Below are 23,713 nucleotides of genomic sequence, written 5' to 3'. Positions count from 1 at the left end.
GCGCCTGATTCGGCGGTGGGACAGTGTCGCGCCCAAGCCGGAGCTTCGGGGTTGCGCAGTCGCTCAGTGCGAGCGATGCTTCCCGCCGAAACAACCGAGGGTGTGGCGTCTTGCCGGGTCTCCCTGTTCATTTCCGCCTCTTCCCGCGCGGCTTTCCCAGGATCGGCGCGCACAGGTCGCTGGCGGCCAGCGCGATGGGATCGGTCATGAAGTCGTGGGGAATCACCGCCTCCATGGCCCGCAGGGTCGTGGCGGTGGGGTTGCCTTCCTGGCGGAGCACGTCACGCACGGTGCTGGGCGGCACGGCGGCGGCTCGGCCGAATGACTCCGCACTCCAGCCCTGATGCCGGGCGAAGGCGCAGATCCGATGAATCGAGGCATCGATGTGCATGACGTGCTTCATGCCCATCAGAATTCAACGCTATACCGTGAATGTCAAGGGGGCTCATCGGTGCTGCACGAGATAGATTCATCGGCACAGCGTTCTCGCGCTTTTGCACGGGGTCCGCATAATGCCGGCATGGATACGCCGCCCAAGACCGACATCGCCGCAGCACTCAATCGTGTTCTTCAGACGCACAAGGAGCGCCTGCGGTCCAAGAACCATTGGGCTGGCCTGTCGAAGCTGCCAGCCACAACGGTTCTGGACGCGTTCAATGGCGCCAACAGCACCATCGACACCCTGACCAAGCTTGCGGAAGGCGCCGGCCTGTCACTGGCCGAGCTGCTGGCCTATGGCGATCCCGACTGGGAAATGCAGGTGAAGACCCGCCGGACCTTCCGTTCCTGGTCTACCGAGGATTTCGATGCCCTGATCCGGGTTCTTGAGCGGCGCACCTAGCCGCCCGGCTCCGGCGCATTCTCATCCAGCGATCGATCAGCGGCAGGATCTTGTCCGCGCCCTCGCGTCGGCACAGCTGCGTCACCAGCTCGACCGCGCGATCCTCGCGCGCCTTGCGATGCGATAAGTCTTCGGTCTTTTCGTTCTTCGGTGTGTTCGGCACCGCCAACCCCCCATAAATCAACACTCTACCGGGGCCGGCCCCGGTAGGCGGACAGGTGTGCGGCTGGGCACGGGTGCGCGCCCCGGCTCAGCACGGCTCATCGATGCGGTTGGCAGCCGCGTGGGTGGGGAGATGGCGTCTCCCTGCCTCCGCCTTCCTGGATGGGAAGGTGCGAGGCGCCGGCATCCTATGGCACCACCCCGCCGGGGTAAAAGAAATAGTTGCATCGTTTCTCAACCAGTTTCCACAAGTTGCGCGATGGCAGCCGGCGGCGAAGGCGATCCCGCCGAGTGGCACCCGGCAGGGCTTCAGAATGGTCGCTTTACCGTGATTTTTGCCATTGACGAAATCACGGTATACCGCCCATCCTAATACAGGGTATGGCGTGAACGCCAGCACCCTTGGATGCAGGCGCTGTTGGAGTGCGACCGATGAAGGGAGCGATCAAGGTCCCGTTACAACGCAGGGACGGACCGCAGAACGTTGCGATGGATCGAAGCTTCGGCGATCTGTCGGGGAAGATGGAGCACACGCTGCGCCACATGGCGCCGGCGCTGCCGAAGGACGGGGCGACGCCGCTGGTCACCTACAACGTGGTGATCGCCAACCGCCGGATCTCGCATCGGACCTCGATGCGGCTGGACGTTACGTCCTGGCTGCTGCTCGACCACATTGCCGAGCTGGAGGGCTACGCAAACCGCGACGTGCTGGTCAGCGCGGTGCATGACCGGTTCCACGCCACCGATCTGCCGCTGACGGCGATGGTGCGGCTATTCCTGCAAACCTACACGGCGCCGGAAGCGGTGCTGGAGTTCCTGGGGGAAGCGCGCCGGCCATACGGACGCGGCTTCGTCGCCAACCCACTGAAGAACTGACATGACCTGCGCACGGCAAGAGACCGCGGCATGGGCCTGCCTCGTCCAGTGGCACCTCGAGGAAGCCGGCCGGGCCGAACTGGAGGCTGGGGAGACCGGCTTCCCCTTCCGACGCAAGCGCCTGCTATCCGCCGCGCTCTATCACCGCGACTGCGCCGAACTGGCGCGGGAGGAACTGCCGTGATCTCCACCCTCGAAGCCACGGATTGGCAGGTGTGCCACGCTGCCCGGTTCGACACCCCGGCCGACGTCCGCCGGATCCAGTTCCGGCAGGGCGAGCGGCTGGTCATCCTCGCCGTCGGCGAGGTTCCGGTCGTGTGCGACATCCTCGCCCCCGGCGTCTACAGCGTGGACATCCCCACCCACTACCCGCGCGCCGTCTTCCCCGTGCTGGTGGTCGCCGTGCCCTCCCCCATCGCCTACCTGCTGGCGCATGGCGGACCGACGCGGGCTTTGCCGGCGGTGCCGCTGGCCGACCCGCACACGGGAGGCCGAACGTGACCGTTGCCCTTTGCCGGATGGAGGTGAGCCTTGGCCGCCCGAGTCTCTGACCTCGAAGGCTTGCCGTACTGGCCGCGCATGCTCAGCCGCGCCCAGGCGGCAAGCTATGTCGGTGTTTCGCCCAGCCAGTTCGCCAAGGAAGTCGAGGAAGGCCGCTGGCCGGAGCCTGAACGCCGCGGCGGCGCAGGCCGGCGCACCGCCCGTCTGCTGTGGGACCGGCTGCTGCTGGACAGACGGCAGGACGAACGCAGCGGGCTTGTGCAACACTCATCCACGACGGGCACGGCGGGCGCTGACGAATGGGCAAGGTGGAGTTGACGGTCCTGCGCATGAAGCGGGTGGCTGGGCGCTGGTATTGGCGCACCACCCCGGCGGTCAAGGCGCTGGGCTTCAGCGACGAAGCTCTGGGCGATGACACGGACAAGGCGATTGCCCGCGCTCGCGAACTGAACGCAGAGGTCGAGGCCGAGCGGGTCCGCCGCTCCGGTCTTCAGCCCGCGATCCTCCCGAACAGCGTGGCCGACCTCATCGCGAAGTATCAGGCCTCCCCGCAGTACGCCAAGCTCGCGCCGAAGACCAAGCACGAATACCGCCTCCTGCTTAACCGGATCGAAAAGGTGGCCGGCAACAAGATGGTGGCCAGCATCACCAGGGCGTGGCTGGTGACGGGCTATGAGGCCGTGCAGAAGAAATCCGGCCTCGCCACCGCCAACGCGGTGATGCGGGTCTGGCGCATCGTGCTGGGCCATGCCTGCGACCGCGGCATGATCGACGCGTCGCCGGCAGATGGAATGCGGCTGATCGGCACGCAGGCCCGGACGCAGCTGTGGACACCGGATCAGGTCGAGACCTTCTGCGCCGCCGCCATCGAGGCCGGCCGGGAGTCACTGGCGCTCGCGGTTCGTCTGGCGCTCGACATCGGCCAGCGGCAGGGGGACATCCTGGCGCTGAAATGGTCGGACTATGACGGCACGGCGTTCAGCCTGGTGCAGGGTAAGACCAAGCACGCCCTGCGGGTGCCGGTGACGCCGTCGATGCAGACGCTGCTGGGGAAGGTGAAGCGCGACGCCGTGCAGGTGATCGTCAGCGAGGCGACCGGCCGGCCCTATCAGAAATTCCACTTCGGCCATGAGTTCGCCCGGATCCGTGCGCTCGCCCAGTTGCCGGCGGAGCTTCAATTCCGCGATCTGCGCCGCACCGCTGCCACCGAGTTGGGCGCGGCCGGCGCCACCGATGACGAGATCCGGGCGGTGACGGGGCACCGGTCCCGCGGCGTGGTCGCAGTCTATGTCCGGCCCGACGATCGCATGGCGGCGGCTGCGCAGAGGAAGCGCCATAAGGGAAGAAAAGCGCAACCTTGAGCAGAACATCCCGGAACGCTGCCGGAACGGCGAAAATGGGCAAGTGGGAAAACGCAAATTTTGCAGGTGGGAAAACGCTACATCTGCCGGAAATGAAAAGGCCCCGAAAGCTGTTTGCTTTCAGGGCCTTAGAAACTGGTGCCGCAACAGGGATTTGAACCCCGGACCTACTGATTACGAATCAGTTGCTCTACCCCTGAGCTACTGCGGCGTCGTTGTGGCGCGGAACATAGCGAGGTGCTTCGCGGGATGCAAGCGGTGAATTTCAGAAAAATCGGCGGCCAGTCCTCAAAGCTGCCACGCACCCGAAAGCCTTACCCGTGCTGCCGGATCACCTCCAGGAAGGCGTCGGCGTAGCGTTCCAGCTTGCGGCCGCCGACCCCCGGCAGATGGGCGAAGCTGGCGTGGTCACGGGGGCGCTGGGCCACCATCTCCAACAGCGTGCTGTCGTGGAAGATCACATAGGGCGGCACGCTTTGCGCCTTGGCCAGAGCCGTCCGGCAGTCCTTCAGTGCATGCCACAGCGCGTCGTCCGCCGCCGACAGCGCTCCGCGGGCGCCGGAGCGCGACACCCCCTCCCCGCTCAAGCCGCCGCCGACCGATCCGCCCCGCGCGGTGTGCCGGCGCAGCGCGTCGTGGACGCCGCGGCGGCGCTCCAGCACCGGATCCTTGCGCAGCTTGACCACCCGTTGGCCCTTGATGACGGCCACCCCGGCATCGGTCAGGCGGAAACCGCCATAGCCCTCCAGATCGACGGTCAGCAGTCCGGTCGCGACAAGCTGGCGGTAGACCGACTGCCATTCGACCTTGGTCAGCTCCTTGCCGACGGCGAAGGTCTTCAGCTGGTCATGGTTCTGCTGTACCACCTTCTCGGTGGCGTTGCCGACCAGCACGTCGATCAGGTGGCCGGCGCCATAGCGCTGCCCGGTGCGGTAGACCGCCGACAGCGCCTTCTGCGCGGCGATGGTGCCGTCCCAGGTCTCGACCGGGTCCAGGCAGGTGTCGCAGTTGCCGCAGGGCTCCGGCAGCGTCTCGTTGAAATAATTCAGCAGCACCTGACGGCGGCAGTCCGACGTCTCGCAGAAGCCCAGCAGGGCCTCCAGCTTGCCGCGCTCCACCCGGCGGTGGCTGTCGCCGGCCTCCGATTGCTCCAGCATCTGGCGCAGCATCACCACGTCGGCCATGCCGTAGGCCATCCAGGCATTGGCGGGCAGCCCGTCGCGGCCAGCGCGGCCGGTCTCCTGATAATAGGCCTCCAGGCTCTTAGGCGGGTCGAGGTGGCAGACGAAGCGGACGTTCGGCTTGTCGATGCCCATGCCGAAGGCGACGGTGGCGACCATCACCAGTCCCTCGCTCTTGATGAAGCGGTCCTGGTTCGCCTCGCGCGTCTCGGCGGGCAGCCCGGCATGGTAGGGCAGAGCCTCGCGGCCTTGGCTGTTCAGCCAGGCCGCGACCTCCTCTACCTTGTTGCGCGACATGCAATAGACAATGCCGGCGTCTTCCGGATGGTTGTCGCGCAGGAAGGCCAGCATCTGCTGGCGCTCGCTCTTCTTCGGCACCACGCGGTAGGTGATGTTGGGCCGGTCGAAGCTGGACAGGAAGACGCGGGCGTCGGTCAGCCCCAGCTTGTCCTTGATCTCGGCGCGGGTCTGCACATCGGCGGTGGCGGTCAGCGCGATGCGCGGCACCGTCGGGTGGCGTTCGTGCAGGATCGACAGTTGCAGATATTCGGGCCGGAAATCATGCCCCCACTGCGACACGCAATGCGCCTCGTCCAGCGCGAACAGCGCCAGCCGGGTGCGGTCGAGCAGATCGAGGAAGCGCGGCGTCACCAGTCGTTCGGGGGCGACATAGACGAGGTCGATCTCGCCCTGCACCATCGCCCGCTCCACCTCCCGTGCCTCGGCCGGGCCGAGGGAGGAGTTGAGGAAGGCGGCGCGCACGCCCAGTTCCCGCAATGCGGTCACCTGATCGCGCATCAGGGCGATCAGCGGCGACACCACCACCGTCACCCCGTCGCGCACCAGCGCCGGGATCTGATAGCACAGCGACTTGCCGCCGCCGGTCGGCATCAGCACCAGCGCGTCGCCGCCGCGCACCACATGGTCGATGATGTCGGCCTGCTGGCCGCGGAAGGAGTCGTAGCCGAATACCGTCCGCAGCGCGTCGAGCGCCGTGGCCGGCCGTTGACCGGGGGCATCGTCCGACGCACCCGGGTTGCTGTAGGAAAACAACGAATCCACGCCGATGCGGTTCAGGAAAGTGGTGCCGGAGATCCGGCTTGTCGTCTCAACGCCCCATCATGTCGCACAGATCGCCTCCGGGGCAAAGCCGCAAAGGGTCACGCCCGGGAACAAAGGTCGGACCTGCCCGGACGGCCACCGGCCGACACCACACATTGGTGTGAAACAGTGGCGTCTGTTCATCGTCCGCGTGTAAACTGAAAACGGCGGATGGATTGGCCATCCGCCGTTTCAGAAGGAGGAAGGTGGCATGAAGAAGATGCCGTTCTTCCTGGTGCTCCAGTGGCGGAGATGGCGGATCGAGATCCGCTTGATCCGGCGCTAAGCACTGGAAGCGTGCCGGCGGGTGCAGCAACACCCGCCGGCCACCTCCATACACTATAGTCCCGTTTGGACTATTTTTCAACGCAGGGTCACAGCAGATCCCGCAGCATCGCCACCAGCGGCACGTCGGCCGGCGGCATCGGGTAATCGCCCATCCGGTTCGGGTAGACCCAGGCGAGCGTCTGCCCTTCCCGCGGCATCACGTCGCCTTCCCACACCCGGCAGACATAGAGCGGCATCAGCAGATGGAACCGCTCGTAGCTGTGCGAGGCGAAGGTGAAGGGGGCAAGGCAACTGGCCGCCGTGTCGATGCCCAGCTCCTCCTTCAACTCGCGCACCAGCGCCGCCTCCGGCGTCTCCCCGGCATCGACCTTGCCGCCGGGGAATTCCCACAGGCCGGCCAGCGACTTGCCGGGCGGACGCTGGGCCAGCAGCACGCGCCCGTCGGCATCGACGAGCGCCACCGCGACGACCAGCAGAACCGGCAGCGAGCCGGGTGCGGGGGTGGAGCTGGGATCGAAACAGGCGGTCATGCGGAACCCTCTCGGCGGGCCGGCCACTCGGCGGCGGTGATTTCGAAATAGGGCGCCGACATGCTTCGCCCGCGGGCGGGAAAGTCTTGCCGGCGTTCACCCCGCTGCCGCAAACCGGCTTTGCGTAGCAAGGCCTGGGACGGCAGGTTGTCGGGATCGGTGGCGGCCCAGATCTGCGACAGGCCGAGCGGATCGAAACCGACACCCAGCATCGCGGTCACCATCTCCAGCCCATAGCCGGCACGATGGTACGGCGTCCCGACCCAATAGCCGATCTCGGCGCTGTCGGGCCGGCCAAGGTCTGGCTGCAATCGGTCCAACTGCAACCCGACGCTGCCGACAGGGACGCCATCGGCTGTCCGCACCGCCAGAAAGGCGAGAGCGGCGCGGTCGGCATGGTTCCGCGCCGCCAGTTCCACCCAGTCATGACCGTCGGCAACCGTGTAGGGATGCGGGACCCGGGCGAGCCAGCGCGCAACCTCCCAGTCGCCGATCAGCGGCACGAAATCCGGCACGTCCTCATGCCGGAAGGCGCGGAGCAGCAGACGCGGCGTCGCAACGCTGTCGGGCCAGGGCTCCGCTCCGCCACCTGTCAAGCCGTCAACTCCGCCAAACCGTCAGCTGCGATAGCTGCCGTTGATGTCGATGTAGCCGTGCGTCAGGTCGCAGGTCCACACCTTCGCCGTCCCCTTGCCCAGGCCGAGGTCGATGTCGATGTCGACCTCCTTGCCCTTCATGTGGGCGGTGACCGGCGTCTCGTCGTAACCCGGGACTTCCATCCCCTCGGCGCAGATCAGGGTGCCGCCGACGGTGATCTTGATCAGGTCGCGGTCGGCGCGCTCGCCGGCACGGCCGATGGCGGCGACGATGCGGCCCCAGTTGGCGTCCTCGCCGGCAATGGCGGTCTTGACCAGCGGCGAGTTCGCCACCGTCATGCCGATCCGCTTGGCGGCGGCGTCGCTGTCGGCGCCGCGCACGGTGATGGCGATGAACTTGGTCGCCCCCTCGCCGTCACGCACCACCTGCAGCGCCAGATCGAGCAGCAGATCCTCCAGCGCGGCGCGGAATTCCGCCAGCTCGGCGGCATCGGCGCTCGCCACCGGGGCGTTGCCCGCCTTGCCCGTCGCGAACAGCAGCAGCGTGTCGCTGGTCGAGGTGTCGCCATCGACGGTGACGGCGTTGAAGGTGCGCTCGGTGAACTCCGACAGCATGTCCTGCAGCGCGGTGGCGGCGATGGCGGCGTCGGTGAAGACGAAGCCCAGCATCGTCGCCATGTCCGGCGCGATCATGCCCGAGCCCTTGGCGAAGCCGGCGATGGTCACCGTCGTCCCGCCGATCCTGGCGGTGCGCACCGACCCCTTCGGGAAGGTGTCGGTGGTCATGATGGCGCGGGCGGCCTTCTCCCACGCGGCCGAATCGGCGGCAAGGGTCGGAGCCATCGGCGCCAGGCACTTGCCGATGGCGTCGGCGGCCAGCGGGATGCCGATCACGCCGGTCGACGCGATATAGACCTCGTCCGGGGCGCAGCCGGCCAGTTCGGCGGCGGCGTCGACGGTCGCCTGCACGGTGGCGTCGCCCGCCTTGCCGGTAAAGGCGTTGGCGTTGCCGGCATTCACCACCACGGCGCGGGCCGAACCCTTGGGCAGGCTGTCGCGGCACCAGATCACCGGGGCCGAGCAGGTCAGCGACCGGGTCAGCACGCCCGCCACGCTGGTGCCGGGATCCAGCACGGCCAGCAGCAGATCGTCGCGGCCCTTGTATCGGATGCCGCTGTTCGCCGTGGCGATGCGCACGCCCGCGATGGGCGGCAGCGTCGGGAAGCTTGCGGGAGCCAAGGGGGAGAGGGTCGTGGCCATGACGGAAATTCCCGTGGTGGGGAGTGGTAGTGGTGGTGGCGTGGTGGAGCGATAACTGTCGGAGCCTCAGGCCCCCGTCGCCCTCGTCTCCGCAGGTGCGGGGAACGGGACGACGGGGGCCGGAGCGCCGGAGCTTACTTTTTCGCCGGTTCCGCCGGAGCGGCAGGGGCCGGGGTGGCCGGAGCGGCCGCCGGCTCTTCCTTCGGCATCGGCGAGCCGTCGAGCTGGAAGGTCTCGATCTTCGCCTTGCCGCGCAGTTCCTCGACCAGGGCGGTGACCATGTCCTTCGACAGGGTCTGTTCCAGCTGCGGCTTCACCTCGTCCAGCGTCGGCTGCGGCTGGGTCCGCTTGTCCTCGACCTTGATGATGTGATAGCCGAACTGGGTCTTGACCGGCTCCTTGCTGATCTCACCCGGCTTCATGGCGAAGGCGGCGTTGGCGAAGGGCTCGACCATCGCGTCCTTGGTGAAGTAGCCGAGGTCGCCGCCCTGGGCCGCCGCGGCGGCGTCCTTGGACTTCTCCTTGGCCAGCTTGGCGAAATCGCCGCCCTTCTTCAGCTGGGCGATGATGGCCTTGGCCTCGTCTTCCTTCTCGACCAGGATGTGGGCGGCCTTGACCTCCTCCTGCGCCGGGTTCTCCTTCAGGTATTCCTGATAGGCCTTGTTCAGCGCCTCCGGCGTCACGCGGGCCTTGATTTCCTTCTGGATGTAGGCGCGCTGCACCGCGCGCTCCTCGGCGCGCTTGATCTCGTCCTTCACCTCGGCCGAATCAGCCAGACCGGCCTTGTAGCCGGCCGAGGAGACCAGCTTGCCGCTGACCAGCTGGTCGATCACCGCCGGATAGATCATCTCGATCGGCATCTGCTGCACCTGCGGCGGCAGCTGCGAGACCATGCGGGTGACGTCCGACTTGTGCAGCTCCTCGCCGTTGACGCGGGCGACCACCGGATCGGCCGGGGCGGCCGGCGCCGGAGCAGTGGCGGCCGCCGGGGCCGGAGCGGCCGGCGCCGGGGTGGCGGGAGCCGGCGTCTGGGCGTGGGCGGCCAGCGCGATGCCACAGGCGGCAACCGACAGGAGCGCGGTGCGGAACACTCGTTGAACCATGGCGTGTCTGTTTCCTTCCGGCGGATGCTTCACAATTGGGCGGCCGATGGGTCGGCGCCCGTTTCGCATGGTCTGCGGCATCGGAGCCATCCGCCGCTCCGCGCCCGATTCCGCAGGGGATTAAGCATGGCTAAGCCGCGCGGGGCAAGGGTCCCCATTGTCCCGCACGCGGCCACCGCCCATTAGCTGTGTTCCGCCGCAGGGGATACCAGCCCCCACCGGCGCCGGCCAACCGCCGCGGCGCTTTCTGGACGCGAATTCATCAAACGGTCATGCCCTGAGCGCCCTGCCGCCGGTCAACCGCCGCCCCGCCGCCCCGCCTTGCCCCTCGGCGCAAATGCCGCAACGGCGCCCCCGCCGGCCCGGTCTCGTTGACAGCGCCTTGCCATAGTCCTATGTGAGACCCGTCGATAGGCTGGCCCACATTCCGCTTTACTCCCGAGGTTTTCATGTTCGGCGCTCTCGCCCGCAAGATTTTCGGCACCGCCAACACGCGCGCGGTCAAGGCGCTGCACAAGACCGTGGCTCAGATCAACGCGCTGGAGCCGTCGGTCGCCGCGCTGTCGGACGACCAGCTGAAGGGTCGCACCGACTGGCTGCGCGAGCGGCTGGCCAAGGGCGAGACGCTGGACGACATCCTGCCCGACGCCTTCGCCACCGTGCGCGAGGCGGCCAAGCGCGTGCTGGGCCAGCGTCACTTCGACGTGCAGCTGATGGGCGGCATGGTGCTGCACAGCGGCAAGATCGCCGAGATGCGCACCGGCGAAGGCAAGACGCTGGTCGCCACGCTGGCCGTCTACCTGAACGCGCTGGAAGGCAAGGGCGTCCACGTTGTCACCGTGAACGACTACCTCGCCTCGCGCGACAGCGGCTGGATGGCGCGGGTCTACGGCTTCCTCGGCCTGTCGACCGGCTGCATCGTCCATGGGCTGGACGACGACGAGCGGCGCGCCGCCTACGCCGCCGACATCACCTACGGCACGAACAACGAGTTCGGCTTCGACTATCTGCGCGACAACATGAAGTTCCGGCTGGAGGAGCTGGTCCAGCGGCCCTTCAACTTCGCCATCGTCGACGAGGTCGACTCGATCCTGATCGACGAGGCGCGCACGCCGCTGATCATCTCCGGCCCCTCGACCGATTCGTCGGAGATGTATGTCCAGGTCGACCGGCTGATCCCGATGCTGGTGGCCGAGGATTACGAGAAGGACGAGAAGCACCGCACCGTCAGCTTCACCGAAGCCGGCCAGGAGCATATGGAGCAGCTGCTGGCCGAGGCCGGGCTGCTGAAGACCGGCGGGCTCTACGACATCCAGAACGTGGCGCTGGTCCACCATTCGCAGCAGGCGCTGCGCGCCCACATGCTGTTCCAGCGCGACAAGGACTACATCGTCAAGGACGACAAGGTCGTCATCATCGACGAGTTCACTGGCCGCATGATGGACGGCCGCCGCTTCTCCGAAGGTCTGCACCAGGCGCTGGAAGCCAAGGAGAAGGTGACGATCCAGCGCGAGAACCAGACGCTGGCCTCCATCACCTTCCAGAACTACTTCCGCATCTACCCGAAGCTGGCCGGCATGACCGGCACCGCGCTGACCGAGGCGGCGGAGTTCGGCGAGATCTACGGGCTGGAAGTGGTCGACATGCCGACCAACGTCCCGGTCAAGCGCATCGACCATGACGACGAGGTCTATCGCACCGCGACCGAGAAATACCACGCGATGACCGACCTGATCGAGGACGCGCGCAAGCGCGGCCAGCCGGTCCTGGTCGGCACCACCTCGATCGAGAAGTCGGAACTGCTGTCGGAGCTGCTGACCAAGCGCGGCATCCCGCACAACGTCCTCAACGCCCGCCACCACGAGCAGGAAGCCTACATCGTGGCGCAAGCCGGCCGCGCCGGCGCGGTGACGGTCGCCACCAACATGGCCGGCCGCGGTACCGACATCCAGCTCGGCGGCAATCTCCAGATGCGGATCGAGGTCGAGCTGGCCGAGATTCCCGAAGGCCCGGAGCGCGACGCCCGCATCGCGCAGATCGAGGCCGAGATCGCCGAGGCGCGCGAGACGGTCAAGCAGGCCGGCGGCCTCTACGTCATCGGCACCGAGCGGCACGAGAGCCGCCGCATCGACAACCAGCTGCGCGGCCGTTCCGGCCGTCAGGGCGACCCCGGCACCTCGAAGTTCTTCCTGTCGCTGGAAGACGACCTGATGCGCATCTTCGGGTCGGAGCGGATGGACAGCATGCTCCAGCGTCTCGGCCTGAAGGAGGGCGAGGCGATCATCCATCCCTGGATCAACAAGGCCCTGGAAAAGGCGCAGCAGAAGGTCGAGGCGCATCACTTCGAGGTCCGCAAGAACCTGCTGAAGTTCGACAACGTCATGAACGACCAGCGCAAGGTCGTCTACGAGCAGCGCCACGAGGTGATGGAGAGCGAGGACATCGCGGAGGAAATCCGCGAGATGCGCCACCAGATCATCGCCAACATGGTATCGACGGCGATCCCGGCGAACAGCTACTCCGAGCAGTGGGACATCGGCGGCCTGCACGAGGCGGTCAACCGCGTGCTGGGCATGGACCTGCCGGTCCAGGAATGGGCCAAGGAAGAGGGCATCGCCGAGCCGGAGATCGAGGAGCGCGTGCGCGAGGCCGCCGACCGCAAATATGCGGACAAGGAGGAGGCCTATGGCGCCGAGACGATGCGGCATGTCGAGAAGAGCATCCTGCTCCAGATCCTGGACCAGGAATGGAAGGACCACCTGCTCCAGCTCGACCATCTGCGCCAGGGCATCAACCTGCGCGCCTATGCCCAGAAGGACCCGCTGAACGAGTACAAGCGCGAGGCCTTCGAGCTGTTCGACAGCATGCTGATGGCGCTGCGCGAGCAGGTCACCACCATCCTGATGCATGTCGAAATCCGCATGGCGCCGTCGCAGGAGGAGCTGTTCGCCCGCCAGATGCAGGAGATGCACGAGGGCCGCATGGACCCGGCGCTGGCGATGGCGGGCGATGCCGAAGCGCTGCCCGACGGCATGGTACGCGCCTCCTCGCCCACCTCCTCGCTTTTGGGCACGCCGGAAGACCAGCCGCTGCCGGCCGAGGTGATGGAGAATACCCCGCGCAACGCCGCCTGCCCCTGCGGCTCCGGCAAGAAGTTCAAGCACTGCCACGGCCGCATGGCCTGAGGGTTGACCTTATCCCCCTCTTCCCCCGACCCTGTCCGGGGGAAGAGGGACCTTATGAAACCATCCTTGCTCCGTCCCGTTTCCCTTCCGTGACCACGGAGAAACGGGACGCCATGTTCGAAGAATTCAAGAAATTCATCAGCCGCGGCAATGTCGTGGAGCTGGCGGTCGGCATCATCATCGGTGCCGCCTTTACGGGAATCGTCAATTCCCTGGTTAAGGACATCCTGATGCCGCCAATCGGCTGGGTCATGGGCGGCATCGACTTCTCCAATTATTTCTTCAACCTGTCGGGCGGCCAGTACGATTCGCTCCAGACCGCCGAAAAGGCGGGTGCGGCCACCATCAACTATGGCCGCTTCATCAACGCCTGCATCAATTTCCTGATCGTGTCGGGCGCCCTGTTCATGATCGTCCGGCAGGTCAACCGGCTGCACATCCTGCACAAGGAAACGCCGAAGGTGCCGCCGCGGCAGGAACAGCTGCTGGAGGAAATCCGCGACGCCCTGCGCGCCCAGGCGAATGACCGGGTGAACGACCGGGCCGGCAACCAGTCCAATCCCCGGCCCGCCGCCCCGCCCGCCGACCGCTCTCCCTGATCCCGAGCCGGGCGCGTCCGCCGGCTGCCATCGCTGCGGGAGCTTGTCACAAGCGCGCGAGAACCCTTCGTTGCCGCAGCTTGTCGAACGGGTTACCCTCTTGGATAAGCTGGCGATGGCGGCGAGGAGATGGCCTCGCACGCCTGCGCTGTCCATGACCTCGGCAAGGGCCATGTCCATGTCCGCCACGCGCTGCCCATCGACTGTTCCGTCCGGGGCGTCTCCATGAGGCCCAAGGCGAGGCCCAACGCCATCCCCAAGGCGATCCGCAGCGCGCGGACCGCGGTCTCGCGGGTGCTGGCGATTCTGCTGCTGTCGCTTCTGGCCGGCGACCCGGCGGCGGCGATCAACACGCCGGTGCCGGCAGCGCTGCCGGATGCCGGTCCCCGCCCGGCCGAGATCCGGGTGACGCTGGACAACAACTACCCACCCTACAGCTTCCACACGCCGGACGGCGCCCATGTCGGCATCGTCAGGGACATGTGGATGCTGTGGTCGCAGAAGACCGGCATCCCGGTGCGGATGATGCCGCTCGACTGGAGCCTCGCCCGGCAGGCGGTGGACAAGGGCGACGCCGACGTCATCGAGACCATCTTCCGCAACAGCGCCCGCGAGGCGATCTACGATTTCTCCAAGCCCTACGCCCGCGTCGACGTGCCGATCTGGTTCAGCGCCGACCTCAGCGGCATCACCGGGGTGGATTCGCTGCGCGCCTTCACGGTGGGCGTGAAGGACAGCGATTTCTGCATCGAATGGCTGACCGACCAGGGCATCACCGCCTTCCAGCGCTATCCCGGTTTCGAGGCGATGGTCGATGCCGCCTCGCGCCAGGAAACCCGGGTCTTCTGCATGGACGACCCCTCGGCGCGCTATTACATGACCAAACGCGGGGTGCAGGGGCGCTTCCGCTACACCGAGCCGCTCTACACCGGCGAACTGCACTGGGCGGTGCGCAAGGGCAACGCCGCCCTGTTCCGCCTGATCGCCGACGGCTTCGCCCGCGTCGCCCCGGAGGAGCGCAAGGCGGTGGAGGAGCGCTGGCTCGGCCGTCCGCTCACCGGTCTGGTCAGCCCGCAGACGATGGACCTGCTGGTCAAGCTGCTGGCCGGGCTGGCCGTCCTGGGCGCCGGCGCGCTGGTCTGGGTCCTGCTGCTGCGCCGGCAGGTCGAAAGCAAGACCGAGAGCCTGCGCACCGCCGTCACCGCTTTGACCGCCAGCGAGGAGCGCGTCCGCACCATCTTCGACAACGTCACCGACGCCATCTTCATCCATGACCTGGACAGCGGGGAGATCCTGGAGGTCAACCGCCGGATGAGGGAGATGTACCGGGTGGAGGGCGCCCCGCTGTCCGACCTCACCGTCGAAAAGCTCAGTTCCGGCGTGCCGCCCTACACGCGGGGCGACGCCGCCGCCCGGATCCACAAGGCCGCGGACGGCGAGCCGCAGCTGTTCGAATGGCATGCCCGCCGGCTGGACGGCTCGACCTTCTGGGTGGAGGTCAGCATGCGGCGGGCCGTGATCGACGGCAACGACCGCCGGCTGCTGGTTCTCGTCCGCGACATCACCGAACGCAGGGCGGCGCAGGAGCGGATGGAGTATCTGTCGCGCCACGACGCGCTGACTCTGCTGCCCAACCGCATCCTGGTGCAGGACCGCACCGAGCAGGCGCTGGCCCGGTCGGAGCGCAACGGCCGGCTGGTGGCGCTGGTCGCCTGCGGGCTGGACCGCTTCAAGACGGTGAACGACAGCCTGGGCCACGCCGTCGGCGACGCGCTGCTGCGCGCGGTGGCGGACCGGCTGAAGGCGGCGGTGCGCGACACCGACACGGTCAGCCGCGGCGGCGGCGACGAGTTCATCCTGCTGCTGTCCGGCCAGTCCGACGTCGATTCGGTGGTGGAGATCGTCGCCTCCCTGCACGAGGCGATGGCCGCTCCCTTCCAGGTCGGCGGGCAGGAACTGATCCTCACCCTGTCGTCGGGCGTGGCCATGGCCCCGGCCGACGGGAAGGATTTCGCCACCCTGCTGAAGAACGCCGACACCGCACTCCACCATGCCAAGGCGGCCGGCCGCGACACCCACCGCTTCTATGCCGAGGCGATGAACGCCGAGGCGGTGGCCCATTTGTCGACCCGCAGCGGCCTGCGCCGCGCGCTGGAGCGGGGGGAGTTCCTGATCCATTACCAGCCGCAGGTCAGCCTGGAGACCGGCGCCGTGACCGGCGCGGAGGCGCTGGTGCGCTGGAACCACCCGGACAAGGGCATGGTGCCGCCCGGCGATTTCATCCCGATCGCCGAGGACAGCGGCCTGATCGTGCCGATCGGCGCCTGGGTGCTGACCGAGGCCTGCCGGCAGGCGGCGCAATGGCATACCCAGGGGCTGCCGCTGTCGGTGGCGGTCAACCTGTCGGCCTTGCAGCTTCAGCGCAGCGACCTCGTGGCCACGGTGACGCGGGCGCTGACCGACAGCGGGCTCGACCCGCTGCTGCTGGAGCTGGAGCTGACCGAATCGATGCTGATCCAGAACACCGACCTGGTGATGGACAATCTGCGCCGGATCAAGGCGATGGGGGTGCAGGTGTCGATCGACGATTTCGGCACCGGCTATTCCAACCTGTCCTACATCGGCCGTCTGGCGGTGGACAAGCTGAAGATCGACCGCAGTTTCGTCGCCGACCTCACCCGCAACCACGACAGCGCGAAGATCACCGCCGCCGTCATCCAGATGGCCCACAGCCTGAACCTGACCGCCGTGGCGGAGGGCGTGGAGGATGCCGAGACTCTGGAGGCCCTGCGCGGCCTGAACTGCGACTTCGCCCAGGGCTATTTCCTCGGCCGCCCCGGCCCCGCCGAGGCGGTGGAGCGCGCCGCCCGGCAGGTGAACCCGTTCAGGGTCGGGGTGTAGGCAGCCCCTTTCCCTACAGGACCTTCACCAGGGCGACCATCTGGTCGAGCGCGGCGCTCCATCCCTGCTGGAAGCCCATCTCCTCGTGCTGCGTCTTCGTCGCTTCGTCCTTGTGGAGCGCGACGGCGGTATAGAGGGTGCCCGCGGCCGTCGCTTCGAAACTGACGGAGGCGGTGAGGAAGCTGTTGCCGGTGGGGCGGTAGCCCGGCCCGAGGGCGGAGGTGAAGACCAGCAGCGTCTCCGGCACGACCGCAAGGTAGCAGCCGATGTTGTCGTTCTTCTCGCCGTTCGGCCCTTCCATGACCGTGCGGAACAGGCCGCCCGGCTTCAGGTCGATCTCGCAGGCGGTGGTCCGCCAGGGGGCCGGCGTGAACCATTTCATCAGCAGCTCCGGCTCGGTCCAGGCCCGCCAGAGCAGCGCCGGCAGAACCGGAACCTCGCGCTTCAGTTCAAGATCGAGCCGCGGATCGAAGACGGCAGCGGTCACAGTGGTCATGGTGTCCTTTCCTCCCGTTCGTTCAGGTCCGGCCCCCGGCCGTCCGATTTCGTTTACGCCGGCCCGCTCGCCATGTGCAGGCTGATCACCCCGGCGACGATCAGGAGGATGCCGACCACCTTCATCACCGTCAGCGACTCGCCGAACACGAAGACGCCGATGGCGGCGATGGCGGCGGTGCCCGTCGCCGACCAGATCGCATAGGCGATGCCGACCTCCATGCTGCGCAGAGCCTTGGCCAGCAGCAGGAAGGCGATGCCGTAGCACACCACCACGACCGCCGCCGGGCCGAGCCGCGTCATCCCGTCCGACATCTTCATCGCCGACGTGCCGACGACCTCGAACAGGATCGCCACCACCAGATAGAGCCAGCTCATCGCCCCGAAGCCCCGCCAAACCCATCGACGCCCGCAAGGACGATCCCGCAGGCCGCGCAGGATGGACCGCCCGACCGGGGGCCGCAAGTGGCCCGGAACACGTACCCCGCCGGACTCTCGCGCCGGACGCCCAAGGTTGACGCCACGCCCGCCCGGCCCTAGGGTCTTTGCCCTCATTCCCAACTTTATCTTTGTGGTTTCGAAAGGGTCCGACGATGACCGGCGAACGGGATCTGGCGTTGCAGGCGAAGGCATGGCCGTTCGAGGAGGCGCGCAAACTGGTCGCGCGCTTCGCGAAAGCTCCGCCCGCCAAAGGCTATGTCCTGTTCGAGACCGGTTACGGTCCGTCGGGCCTGCCGCATCTCGGCACCTTCGGCGAGGTGGCGCGCACCAGCATGGTGCGCCACGCCTTCCAGACCATGAGCGACATTCCGACCAAGCTGTTCTGCTTCTCGGACGACATGGACGGGCTGCGCAAGGTCCCCGACAACATCCCCAACAAGGAGATGGTGGCGGCCAATATCGGCAAGCCGCTGACCCAGGTGCCCGATCCCTTCGGCACCCATGACAGCTTCGGCGCCCACAACAACGCCCGGCTGCGCGCCTTCCTCGACAGCTTCGGCTTCGAGTACGAGTTCCAGTCCTCCACCGACTGGTACAAGTCGGGCCGCTTCGACGAGGCGCTGCTCGGCATCCTGCGCCATTACGACGAGGTGATGGCGGTGATGCTGCCCACGCTCGGCGCCGAGCGTCAGGCCACATACAGCCCCTTCCTGCCGGTCTCCCCCTCCACCGGCCGCGTCCTCCAGGTGCCGATGCTGGAGCGCAACGTCGATGCCGGCACCATCGTCTTCGAGGACGAGGACGGTAAGAAGGTGGAGCTTCCGGTCACCGGCGGCCATGTGAAGCTGCAATGGAAGCCCGACTGGGGCATGCGCTGGTTCGGCCTCGGCGTCGATTACGAGATGTACGGCAAGGACCTGATCCCGTCGGCCGACCTCGCCGGCAAGATCTGCAAGATCCTCGGCGGCACCCCGCCGGAAGGCTTCAATTACGAGCTGTTCCTCGACGACAAGGGCCAGAAGATTTCCAAGTCGAAGGGCAACGGCCTGACGATGGAGGAATGGCTGGCCTACGCGCCGCAGGAAAGCCTCGCCCTCTACATGTTCCAGAAGCCGAAGTCGGCCAAGCGCCTCTATTTCGACGTCATCCCGCGCGCCGTCGACGAGTATCTGACCTTCGTCGACAGGGTCCATGGCGAGGAGCCGGCGAAGAAGCTGGAGAACCCGGCCTGGCACATCCACAACGGCAAGCCGCCGGCGGTGCGCTCCGACGTCTCGTTCAACCTGCTGCTCAATCTGGCCGGTGCGGCGAATGCCGAGACCAAGGACGCCATGTGGGGCTTCATCCGCCGCTACGCGCCCGACGCCACGCCGGAGAACAGCCCGTTCCTCGACAGCATGGTCGGCTATGCCGTGCGCTACTACCAGGATCAGGTGAAGCCGACCAAGCAGTTCCGCGCGCCGACCGACGCCGAGCGCGCGGCCTTGCAGGACCTGCTGGTCAAGCTCGACAGCGTGCCGGCCGACGCCCGCGCCGACGTCATCCAGAACGAGGTGTTCGAGGTCGGCAAGGCCCATGGCTTCACCGAGCTACGCGCCTGGTTCCAGGCGCTGTACGAGGTTCTGTTGGGCCAGACCACCGGCCCGCGCATGGGCTCCTTCATCCAGCTTTACGGCATCGAGGAAACCAAGGCGCTGATCCGCGAGAAGCTGGCGGCCTGACGCTGCGGTCCGCATAGGATTGGAAAAGGGGGGTGTCGCGAGACGCCCCCTTTTTTCGTTTGCGAACATTCCCTGGCGCGATGGTTTTCGAATTTGATCGTTCGCCCGTCCCGCAAGCGGCCGCTTGCCCATGAAACGGGCAGAAATCTGCCTTCCCGCATAGGGGCTGGGCAAACCAAACTCTATTTCATACCGCGCTATGCGGATGTCGCACCGCACCAATACGAAAACCGTGGTACCGCTAACACGGCTGTGGGCTTAAACTCCGCCTCGTTACTGCATTTTGCAGTGCGTTTCCTCCCTAGACTAAAGGCCGCGCCCAATTGGGACGCGGCCCTTTTTTTGCCCGCAACGCCCCTTCCCTTCCCCCTGCCCCGGCCCCGCCCTGTGATGGCCGTCACAGCCGGATTAGATAAAATGCCGGATAAATTGTTCCGGTAACCGCGTCCGGCCCACATGCCGGCCGGCTGGGATGAACCGGGAGGGAGGGCGTGGGATGACCGCCGATCAGCCGCCGTTCGAACGCCACCATCGCACGGCCCAGGCTCTGGTCAGCACCTTTCAGGAGGCGCTGGAGCCGCAATTCACCGCCAAGGGCGTCCTGTCGCGCGAGGAATTCACCCGCGCCATGGGGTTGATGATGGCGCACTGGCCGTCGGTGCTGCCGCTGTTCGCCTCGATCTGTCAATCCTGCACGGCGTCGAGCTGCGGGGGCTGCGGCGGAGGCACCGGAACACTCGGGGAAGAGCCGCCGCAGATCGGGGCCGGCGGGCGCCGCCGCGACTTCGTCACCCGCCTGATGGTTTCGGCCCTGCGCAGCCGGCTGCCCGACAGCATGGATCCGATCACCGGCGCCAGCTTTCCCCAGGTGATCCTTCCCGGCCTGCAATCGACCCTGACCGCCCTGTTCTACGAAAAGGAATGGGAAGCGATGAACGCCAGCGTCATCGCCCTGTTCAACCGGCTGGGGACCGACCGCGATGGCGAGGTCTGGCAGCGGCTGGCGCATGAGGAGACGCTGGCGGTGCTGGCCGACACGCCCTTCATCCGGGTGATGCTGCGTTTCCGGCAGTTCCACCAGCAGCGCCAGACCTTCATGCGGCGGATGACCGACCAGCTGCGCGACCGCCATTTCGTCTTCGCCGAGGAGCATTTCCAGACATTGTTCGACGCGCTGTTCGGCCGGCTGCGCGACGGGCTGCGCACGGAACTGGGCCGCGCCCGCACCGACATCCAGTATGGCGAGGGCACGGCGGAGGCGCTGCTGCGCATCTTCGACCAGTTCGACAAGCACCGGCTGGAACAGTCCGTGCCGGTCCGCGTGCTGGGCGGCCGGCAGATGCCGCGGCCGATGCTGGCGCAGCGCAGCATGCTGGGCAGCACCCCGGCGGCCAAGCGGCGCTGAGGTCCGCCGCCAAACGTGTGGGATGTCACGGGCCGGATGTCACAGGCCGCACCGCCGCCGAATTAGGGGGCCGTTAACCAGGGGGGCGTTTCGATGGTTCGCATGATCCCACAGCTGCCGCTCCGCTCCGGCCGCGGCCCAACCACAAGGCTTCAGGTCCGGTGACAGCCCGGCGCTCCCCGTCCCGTCCCTCGGCCCACCCTTCCGCCCATCTCCCGCCGGAGACGGAGTGCGGCGTCGCGCCCGAGCTGATGGACTATCTGTTCGCCGAGTCGCCGGAACCAACGTCAGCGCCAGCCCCGGTGCGGGAACCGCCCCCCGCTGCCGCGCCCCGGCCCGGACGCGGCATCGCTCGTCAGGTCGGCGACGTTCTGGTCGAATCGCGGCTGGCCGGCATGGGCGATGCCGACGTGCGCTCCACCCTGGCCCGCAAGCTGTGCCGGCTGCTGCCCGACCTGCCGCCGGGCGGGGCCGACACCGTCAGCACCGTCGCGACCCGCGCGCTGGAGCAGCTGGCCCGCGACCACATCGTCCGCGTCCGCGAGGCGCTGGCGACGGCGATCAAGGACATCGCCTGCGCCCCGCCCTCGGTGGTGGCGACGCTGGCGCGCGATGTCGAACGGACGGTGGCGGAGCCGGTGCTGCGCTGCTGTGCGGCGCTCGGCGACGAGGACCTGCTGGACATCGTCGCCGCCGCCCCCGCCGGCTGGGCGCTGTCGGCCATCGCCCGGCGCCACAGCATCGGTGCCGCCCTGTCCGACGCCATCGCCGGCAGCGGCCATGCCGAGGCGACCGGCATCCTGCTCGACAACAGCGGTGCGGTGATCGCCGAACCCACTCTGGAAGCGCTGGTGGAGCAGTCGGCCCACCATCCCGACTGGCGGGAGAAGCTGGCCCGCCGCCCGGCCCTGCCCCGCCGGCTGGCGCTGCGGCTGGCCGATTTCGTCGATCTGGCGGTGGTCGAGGCGTTGCGCCGCCGCGGCGATCTCGACGACGCCACGGTGGCGGAGATCGCCGCGACCACCCGCCGCCGCATCGACTGGGCCGAGGCGCCCGACTCGGCAGAACCGCCGGAACGCCGCGCCGTCCGTCTGCACCGGCAGGGGAAGCTCGACGAAACGGCGCTCAGCGATGCGATGTCCTGGAACGAGACCGGCTTCGTGCGCGCGGCGCTGACCTTGCGCGCCCGCGTGGCGCCGGAGGTGGTGGATTTGATCCTCGACGCCCACGACCCGCAGGCGGTCACAGCATTGGTCTGGCGCGCCGGCCTGTCGATGCGCTGCGCCATGCAGATCCAGGCGCGCGCCGCCGGCATCCACCCGCGGGCGATGCTGAACGCCCGGCAGGGCAGCGGTTTCCCGCTGTCCGCCGCCGAGATGGCCCGCCACCTGGAACGCTACGGCGTCGGGCCCTGACTGTTTTCAGCCTTACTGCACGCCGCCGCGCGGCATCGGCTGGCGCGGCGTGGCGCGGCCGGTGTGCGGGATCGGGGCGTCGGGCGACGGCTCCTTGTAATAGGGGCCGCGGTCGGTCGGGCCTTCCATCGCCTCGGCCGGGGTGACGATCTGCTCGCCGGTGCCGGCGTCGAAGGCGATCAGCGCCTGCTGGCGCACCTTCAGGCAGGCGTCGCGCTTGGCGGAGATCTCCGCCGACTGCGTCCCGTCCAACGTCACCAGCGGCATCACCCAGCTGGAGCGCTGGTTGTCGGGGATCGAGGTGTAGACGTAATTGGTCAGCGGCCGGCAATAGGCGGCGCTGGCCTCCGCCGCCGGGTCTGTGATCGGGGCGGCGGCCATGGCGGCGGTGTAGTCGCCGACCGTCTGGGCCTGGGCTGCACCGGCCCCCAGGACACCGGCGGCAAGCGCCAGCGACATGGTCAGACCGGGAATGAAACGGGCCACGAGCTTGGCCATCTGCGCTCTCCTTCGACCATATTCGAACAAGGTAAGGACCGGACGCGAACCATACGTATAAAGCCCAACGCTCCGGCGTTTGGAAAGGATCATCGGGGGTGCGACGCAACGCTGCAATGCTCCGCTTGCGGTCATGCTTGCCCTCCGCGACAAAACGCGCTACCTACGCTTCCGAAATCTCGGGGCGCTGGATCCCTAAGACGTTAGAATGACCAACGGTTCTAGTCTCCCGCTGAATGGGGGACGCTCAAACGTTTTAGGGAACGCTCCATGGCTCGCAAGAAGATTGCGCTCGTCGGTGCCGGCCAGATTGGCGGCACGCTGGCTCTGCTCGCTGCCCAGAAGGAACTGGGCGACGTCGTCCTGTTCGACATCGTCCCCGGCACCCCCGCCGGCAAGGCTCTGGATCTCGCCGAGGCCGCCCCGGTCGAGGGCTACAACGTCAGCCTGACCGGCGGCAACGACTACTCGGCCATCGAGGGTGCCGACGTCGTGATCGTCACCGCCGGCATCCCGCGCAAGCCGGGCATGAGCCGCGACGACCTGATCGGCATCAACAGCGGCGTCTGCAAGACCGTCGGCGAGGCCATCGGCAAGCACGCCCCCAACGCCTTCGTCATCGTCATCACCAACCCGCTCGACGTGATGGTGTGGGTGCTGCAGCAGGCGTCCGGCCTGCCGCCGGAGCGCGTGGTCGGCATGGCCGGCGTGCTCGACTCGGCCCGCTTCCGCTACTTCCTGGCCGAAGAGTTCAACGTCTCGGTCGAGGACGTCACCGCCTTCGTGCTGGGCGGCCACGGCGACACGATGGTCCCGCTGGTGCGCTACTCCACCGTCGCCGGCATCCCGCTGCCCGATCTGGTCAAGATGGGCTGGACCACGCAGGAGAAGCTGGACGCCATCGTTCAGCGCACCCGTGACGGCGGCGCCGAGATCGTCAAGCTGCTGGGCAACGGCTCGGCCTTCTACGCCCCGGCCGCGTCCGCCATCCAGATGGCCGAGTCCTACCTCAAGGACCAGAAGCGCGTTCTGCCGGTCGCCGCCCACCTGAGCGGCCAGTACGGCCAGGACGACCTCTACGTCGGCGTCCCGACGATCATCGGCGCCGGCGGCGTCGAGAAGATCATCGAGATCGAGCTGAACGACGAAGAGAAGGCGATGTTCCAGAACTCCGTCGCCGCGGTGAAGACGCTGGTCGACGTCGTCAAGAAGCTGGACGCCGAGAAGGCCGCTTCCTAAAGAACGGATCGCGC

The 23,713-nt window shown here is 67.5% G+C and carries 22 protein-coding genes and 1 tRNA gene; 13 read left to right on the top strand and 10 right to left on the bottom strand.

Features of this window, described 5'->3' with window-relative positions:
* Window positions 1-127: 127 nt before the first annotated feature.
* A complete protein-coding gene (locus ABNQ39_RS14130) occupies window positions 128-391 on the bottom strand; it encodes a hypothetical protein (RefSeq protein WP_376958156.1) in 264 nt (87 codons plus the stop codon).
* Window positions 392-520: 129 nt separating this feature from the next.
* Between ABNQ39_RS14130 and ABNQ39_RS14125 the strand changes: the two genes are divergently transcribed.
* The 6 genes from ABNQ39_RS14125 to ABNQ39_RS14100 all read left to right on the top strand — a co-directional run bounded on the left by ABNQ39_RS14125 (window position 521) and on the right by ABNQ39_RS14100 (window position 3,741).
* Window positions 521-841 (top strand): hypothetical protein, encoded by a 321-nt coding sequence (locus ABNQ39_RS14125; RefSeq protein ID WP_109048454.1) that lies wholly within the window; start codon window positions 521-523, stop codon window positions 839-841.
* Between the two features lie 651 nt (window positions 842-1,492).
* Window positions 1,493-1,879 carry a ribbon-helix-helix domain-containing protein gene (locus ABNQ39_RS14120; protein ID WP_376958155.1) on the top strand — a complete coding sequence of 129 codons (387 nt, stop codon included), beginning with the start codon at window positions 1,493-1,495 and terminating at the stop codon, window positions 1,877-1,879.
* A 1-nt stretch (window position 1,880) separates the two neighbouring features.
* The gene (locus tag ABNQ39_RS14115) at window positions 1,881-2,063 is read left to right on the top strand and encodes a hypothetical protein (RefSeq protein ID WP_376958154.1); all 183 of its coding nucleotides are present in this window, start codon (window positions 1,881-1,883) and stop codon (window positions 2,061-2,063) included.
* The gene (locus tag ABNQ39_RS14110) at window positions 2,060-2,380 is read left to right on the top strand and encodes a hypothetical protein (RefSeq protein ID WP_376958153.1); all 321 of its coding nucleotides are present in this window, start codon (window positions 2,060-2,062) and stop codon (window positions 2,378-2,380) included. The genes ABNQ39_RS14115 and ABNQ39_RS14110 overlap by 4 nt, the downstream gene beginning before the upstream one ends.
* A gap of 30 nt (window positions 2,381-2,410) precedes the next feature.
* Window positions 2,411-2,698 (top strand): hypothetical protein, encoded by a 288-nt coding sequence (locus ABNQ39_RS14105; RefSeq protein ID WP_376958152.1) that lies wholly within the window; start codon window positions 2,411-2,413, stop codon window positions 2,696-2,698.
* Entirely contained in the window at window positions 2,680-3,741 is a 1,062-nt protein-coding gene (locus ABNQ39_RS14100) for a tyrosine-type recombinase/integrase (protein WP_376958151.1), read from the top strand. The genes ABNQ39_RS14105 and ABNQ39_RS14100 overlap by 19 nt, the downstream gene beginning before the upstream one ends.
* 136 nt (window positions 3,742-3,877) lie before the next feature.
* Here ABNQ39_RS14100 and ABNQ39_RS14095 read toward each other — a convergent pair.
* The 6 genes from ABNQ39_RS14095 to ABNQ39_RS14070 form a co-directional block, all read right to left on the bottom strand.
* A tRNA-Thr gene (locus ABNQ39_RS14095) sits at window positions 3,878-3,952 on the bottom strand.
* A gap of 103 nt (window positions 3,953-4,055) precedes the next feature.
* A complete protein-coding gene (gene recQ / locus ABNQ39_RS14090; protein WP_376958150.1) occupies window positions 4,056-5,984 on the bottom strand; it encodes a DNA helicase RecQ in 1,929 nt (642 codons plus the stop codon).
* A 413-nt stretch (window positions 5,985-6,397) separates the two neighbouring features.
* Window positions 6,398-6,841 (bottom strand): (deoxy)nucleoside triphosphate pyrophosphohydrolase, encoded by a 444-nt coding sequence (locus ABNQ39_RS14085; protein ID WP_161958144.1) that lies wholly within the window; start codon window positions 6,839-6,841, stop codon window positions 6,398-6,400.
* Entirely contained in the window at window positions 6,838-7,437 is a 600-nt protein-coding gene (locus tag ABNQ39_RS14080; protein WP_376958149.1) for a GNAT family N-acetyltransferase, read from the bottom strand. Before ABNQ39_RS14080 ends, ABNQ39_RS14085 begins: the two co-directional genes overlap by 4 nt.
* A 21-nt stretch (window positions 7,438-7,458) precedes the next feature.
* Window positions 7,459-8,697 (bottom strand): bifunctional glutamate N-acetyltransferase/amino-acid acetyltransferase ArgJ, encoded by a 1,239-nt coding sequence (gene argJ, locus ABNQ39_RS14075; RefSeq protein ID WP_376958148.1) that lies wholly within the window; start codon window positions 8,695-8,697, stop codon window positions 7,459-7,461.
* A gap of 134 nt (window positions 8,698-8,831) precedes the next feature.
* On the bottom strand, window positions 8,832-9,800 hold the full coding sequence (locus ABNQ39_RS14070) for a peptidylprolyl isomerase (protein WP_376958147.1): 969 nt from the start codon (window positions 9,798-9,800) through the stop codon (window positions 8,832-8,834).
* Window positions 9,801-10,249: 449 nt separating this feature from the next.
* Here ABNQ39_RS14070 and secA point away from each other — a divergent pair, with 449 nt between their 5' ends.
* The 3 genes from secA (at window position 10,250) to ABNQ39_RS14055 (ending at window position 16,485) form a co-directional block, all read left to right on the top strand.
* Window positions 10,250-12,985: a preprotein translocase subunit SecA gene (gene secA / locus ABNQ39_RS14065; RefSeq protein ID WP_376958146.1), complete on the top strand. Its 2,736-nt coding sequence runs from the start codon at window positions 10,250-10,252 to the stop codon at window positions 12,983-12,985.
* 113 nt (window positions 12,986-13,098) lie between these two features.
* The gene (mscL, locus tag ABNQ39_RS14060) at window positions 13,099-13,584 is read left to right on the top strand and encodes a large conductance mechanosensitive channel protein MscL (protein ID WP_376958145.1); all 486 of its coding nucleotides are present in this window, start codon (window positions 13,099-13,101) and stop codon (window positions 13,582-13,584) included.
* Between the two features lie 129 nt (window positions 13,585-13,713).
* On the top strand, window positions 13,714-16,485 hold the full coding sequence (locus tag ABNQ39_RS14055; RefSeq protein ID WP_376958144.1) for an EAL domain-containing protein: 2,772 nt from the start codon (window positions 13,714-13,716) through the stop codon (window positions 16,483-16,485).
* A 13-nt stretch (window positions 16,486-16,498) separates the two neighbouring features.
* Here ABNQ39_RS14055 and ABNQ39_RS14050 read toward each other — a convergent pair whose 3' ends face one another.
* Together ABNQ39_RS14050 and ABNQ39_RS14045 are read right to left on the bottom strand one after the other, a co-directional pair.
* Window positions 16,499-16,981, bottom strand: a complete 483-nt coding sequence (locus ABNQ39_RS14050; RefSeq protein WP_376958143.1) for an SRPBCC family protein — start codon at window positions 16,979-16,981, stop codon at window positions 16,499-16,501.
* Between the two features lie 53 nt (window positions 16,982-17,034).
* A complete protein-coding gene (locus ABNQ39_RS14045; protein WP_109449673.1) occupies window positions 17,035-17,358 on the bottom strand; it encodes a DMT family transporter in 324 nt (107 codons plus the stop codon).
* A 215-nt stretch (window positions 17,359-17,573) separates the two neighbouring features.
* On the opposite strand from ABNQ39_RS14045, the gene ABNQ39_RS14040 reads away from it, so the two are divergent.
* From ABNQ39_RS14040 to ABNQ39_RS14030, 3 genes are all read left to right on the top strand, one after another.
* The gene (locus ABNQ39_RS14040) at window positions 17,574-19,142 is read left to right on the top strand and encodes a lysine--tRNA ligase (RefSeq protein WP_376958142.1); all 1,569 of its coding nucleotides are present in this window, start codon (window positions 17,574-17,576) and stop codon (window positions 19,140-19,142) included.
* 496 nt (window positions 19,143-19,638) lie between these two features.
* On the top strand, window positions 19,639-20,547 hold the full coding sequence (locus ABNQ39_RS14035) for a hypothetical protein (RefSeq protein WP_376958141.1): 909 nt from the start codon (window positions 19,639-19,641) through the stop codon (window positions 20,545-20,547).
* Window positions 20,548-20,798: 251 nt separating this feature from the next.
* Window positions 20,799-21,962 (top strand): DUF2336 domain-containing protein, encoded by a 1,164-nt coding sequence (locus ABNQ39_RS14030; RefSeq protein ID WP_376958140.1) that lies wholly within the window; start codon window positions 20,799-20,801, stop codon window positions 21,960-21,962.
* Window positions 21,963-21,974: 12 nt separating this feature from the next.
* On the opposite strand, the gene ABNQ39_RS14025 is transcribed toward ABNQ39_RS14030, so the two are convergent.
* The gene (locus ABNQ39_RS14025; RefSeq protein WP_098740657.1) at window positions 21,975-22,460 is read right to left on the bottom strand and encodes a hypothetical protein; all 486 of its coding nucleotides are present in this window, start codon (window positions 22,458-22,460) and stop codon (window positions 21,975-21,977) included.
* 270 nt (window positions 22,461-22,730) lie between these two features.
* On the opposite strand from ABNQ39_RS14025, the gene mdh reads away from it, so the two are divergent.
* Window positions 22,731-23,699, top strand: coding sequence for a malate dehydrogenase (gene mdh, locus ABNQ39_RS14020; protein WP_376958139.1), 969 nt, complete (start codon window positions 22,731-22,733; stop codon window positions 23,697-23,699).
* Window positions 23,700-23,713 lie beyond the last annotated feature (14 nt).

Source organism: Azospirillum sp. A26 (assembly GCF_042604635.1).
In the GTDB taxonomy this organism is placed as follows: Bacteria; Pseudomonadota; Alphaproteobacteria; order Azospirillales; family Azospirillaceae; genus Azospirillum; species Azospirillum palustre.
This window is presented reverse-complemented; position numbering and strand designations above follow the sequence as displayed.

Coding starts and splice junctions, on each gene's coding strand:
- ABNQ39_RS14130 (WP_376958156.1), bottom strand. CDS start 391: ATGCACATCGATGCCTCGATTCATCGGATCTGCGCCTTCGCCCGGCAT.
- ABNQ39_RS14125 (WP_109048454.1), top strand. CDS start 521: ATGGATACGCCGCCCAAGACCGACATCGCCGCAGCACTCAATCGTGTT.
- ABNQ39_RS14120 (WP_376958155.1), top strand. CDS start 1,493: ATGGATCGAAGCTTCGGCGATCTGTCGGGGAAGATGGAGCACACGCTG.
- ABNQ39_RS14115 (WP_376958154.1), top strand. CDS start 1,881: ATGACCTGCGCACGGCAAGAGACCGCGGCATGGGCCTGCCTCGTCCAG.
- ABNQ39_RS14100 (WP_376958151.1), top strand. CDS start 2,680: ATGGGCAAGGTGGAGTTGACGGTCCTGCGCATGAAGCGGGTGGCTGGG.
- ABNQ39_RS14085 (WP_161958144.1), bottom strand. CDS start 6,841: ATGACCGCCTGTTTCGATCCCAGCTCCACCCCCGCACCCGGCTCGCTG.
- argJ (WP_376958148.1), bottom strand. CDS start 8,697: ATGGCCACGACCCTCTCCCCCTTGGCTCCCGCAAGCTTCCCGACGCTG.
- ABNQ39_RS14070 (WP_376958147.1), bottom strand. CDS start 9,800: ATGGTTCAACGAGTGTTCCGCACCGCGCTCCTGTCGGTTGCCGCCTGT.
- secA (WP_376958146.1), top strand. CDS start 10,250: ATGTTCGGCGCTCTCGCCCGCAAGATTTTCGGCACCGCCAACACGCGC.
- mscL (WP_376958145.1), top strand. CDS start 13,099: ATGTTCGAAGAATTCAAGAAATTCATCAGCCGCGGCAATGTCGTGGAG.
- ABNQ39_RS14055 (WP_376958144.1), top strand. CDS start 13,714: ATGGCCTCGCACGCCTGCGCTGTCCATGACCTCGGCAAGGGCCATGTC.
- ABNQ39_RS14050 (WP_376958143.1), bottom strand. CDS start 16,981: ATGACCACTGTGACCGCTGCCGTCTTCGATCCGCGGCTCGATCTTGAA.
- ABNQ39_RS14045 (WP_109449673.1), bottom strand. CDS start 17,358: ATGAGCTGGCTCTATCTGGTGGTGGCGATCCTGTTCGAGGTCGTCGGC.
- ABNQ39_RS14040 (WP_376958142.1), top strand. CDS start 17,574: ATGACCGGCGAACGGGATCTGGCGTTGCAGGCGAAGGCATGGCCGTTC.
- ABNQ39_RS14035 (WP_376958141.1), top strand. CDS start 19,639: ATGACCGCCGATCAGCCGCCGTTCGAACGCCACCATCGCACGGCCCAG.
- ABNQ39_RS14030 (WP_376958140.1), top strand. CDS start 20,799: ATGGACTATCTGTTCGCCGAGTCGCCGGAACCAACGTCAGCGCCAGCC.
- ABNQ39_RS14025 (WP_098740657.1), bottom strand. CDS start 22,460: ATGGCCAAGCTCGTGGCCCGTTTCATTCCCGGTCTGACCATGTCGCTG.
- mdh (WP_376958139.1), top strand. CDS start 22,731: ATGGCTCGCAAGAAGATTGCGCTCGTCGGTGCCGGCCAGATTGGCGGC.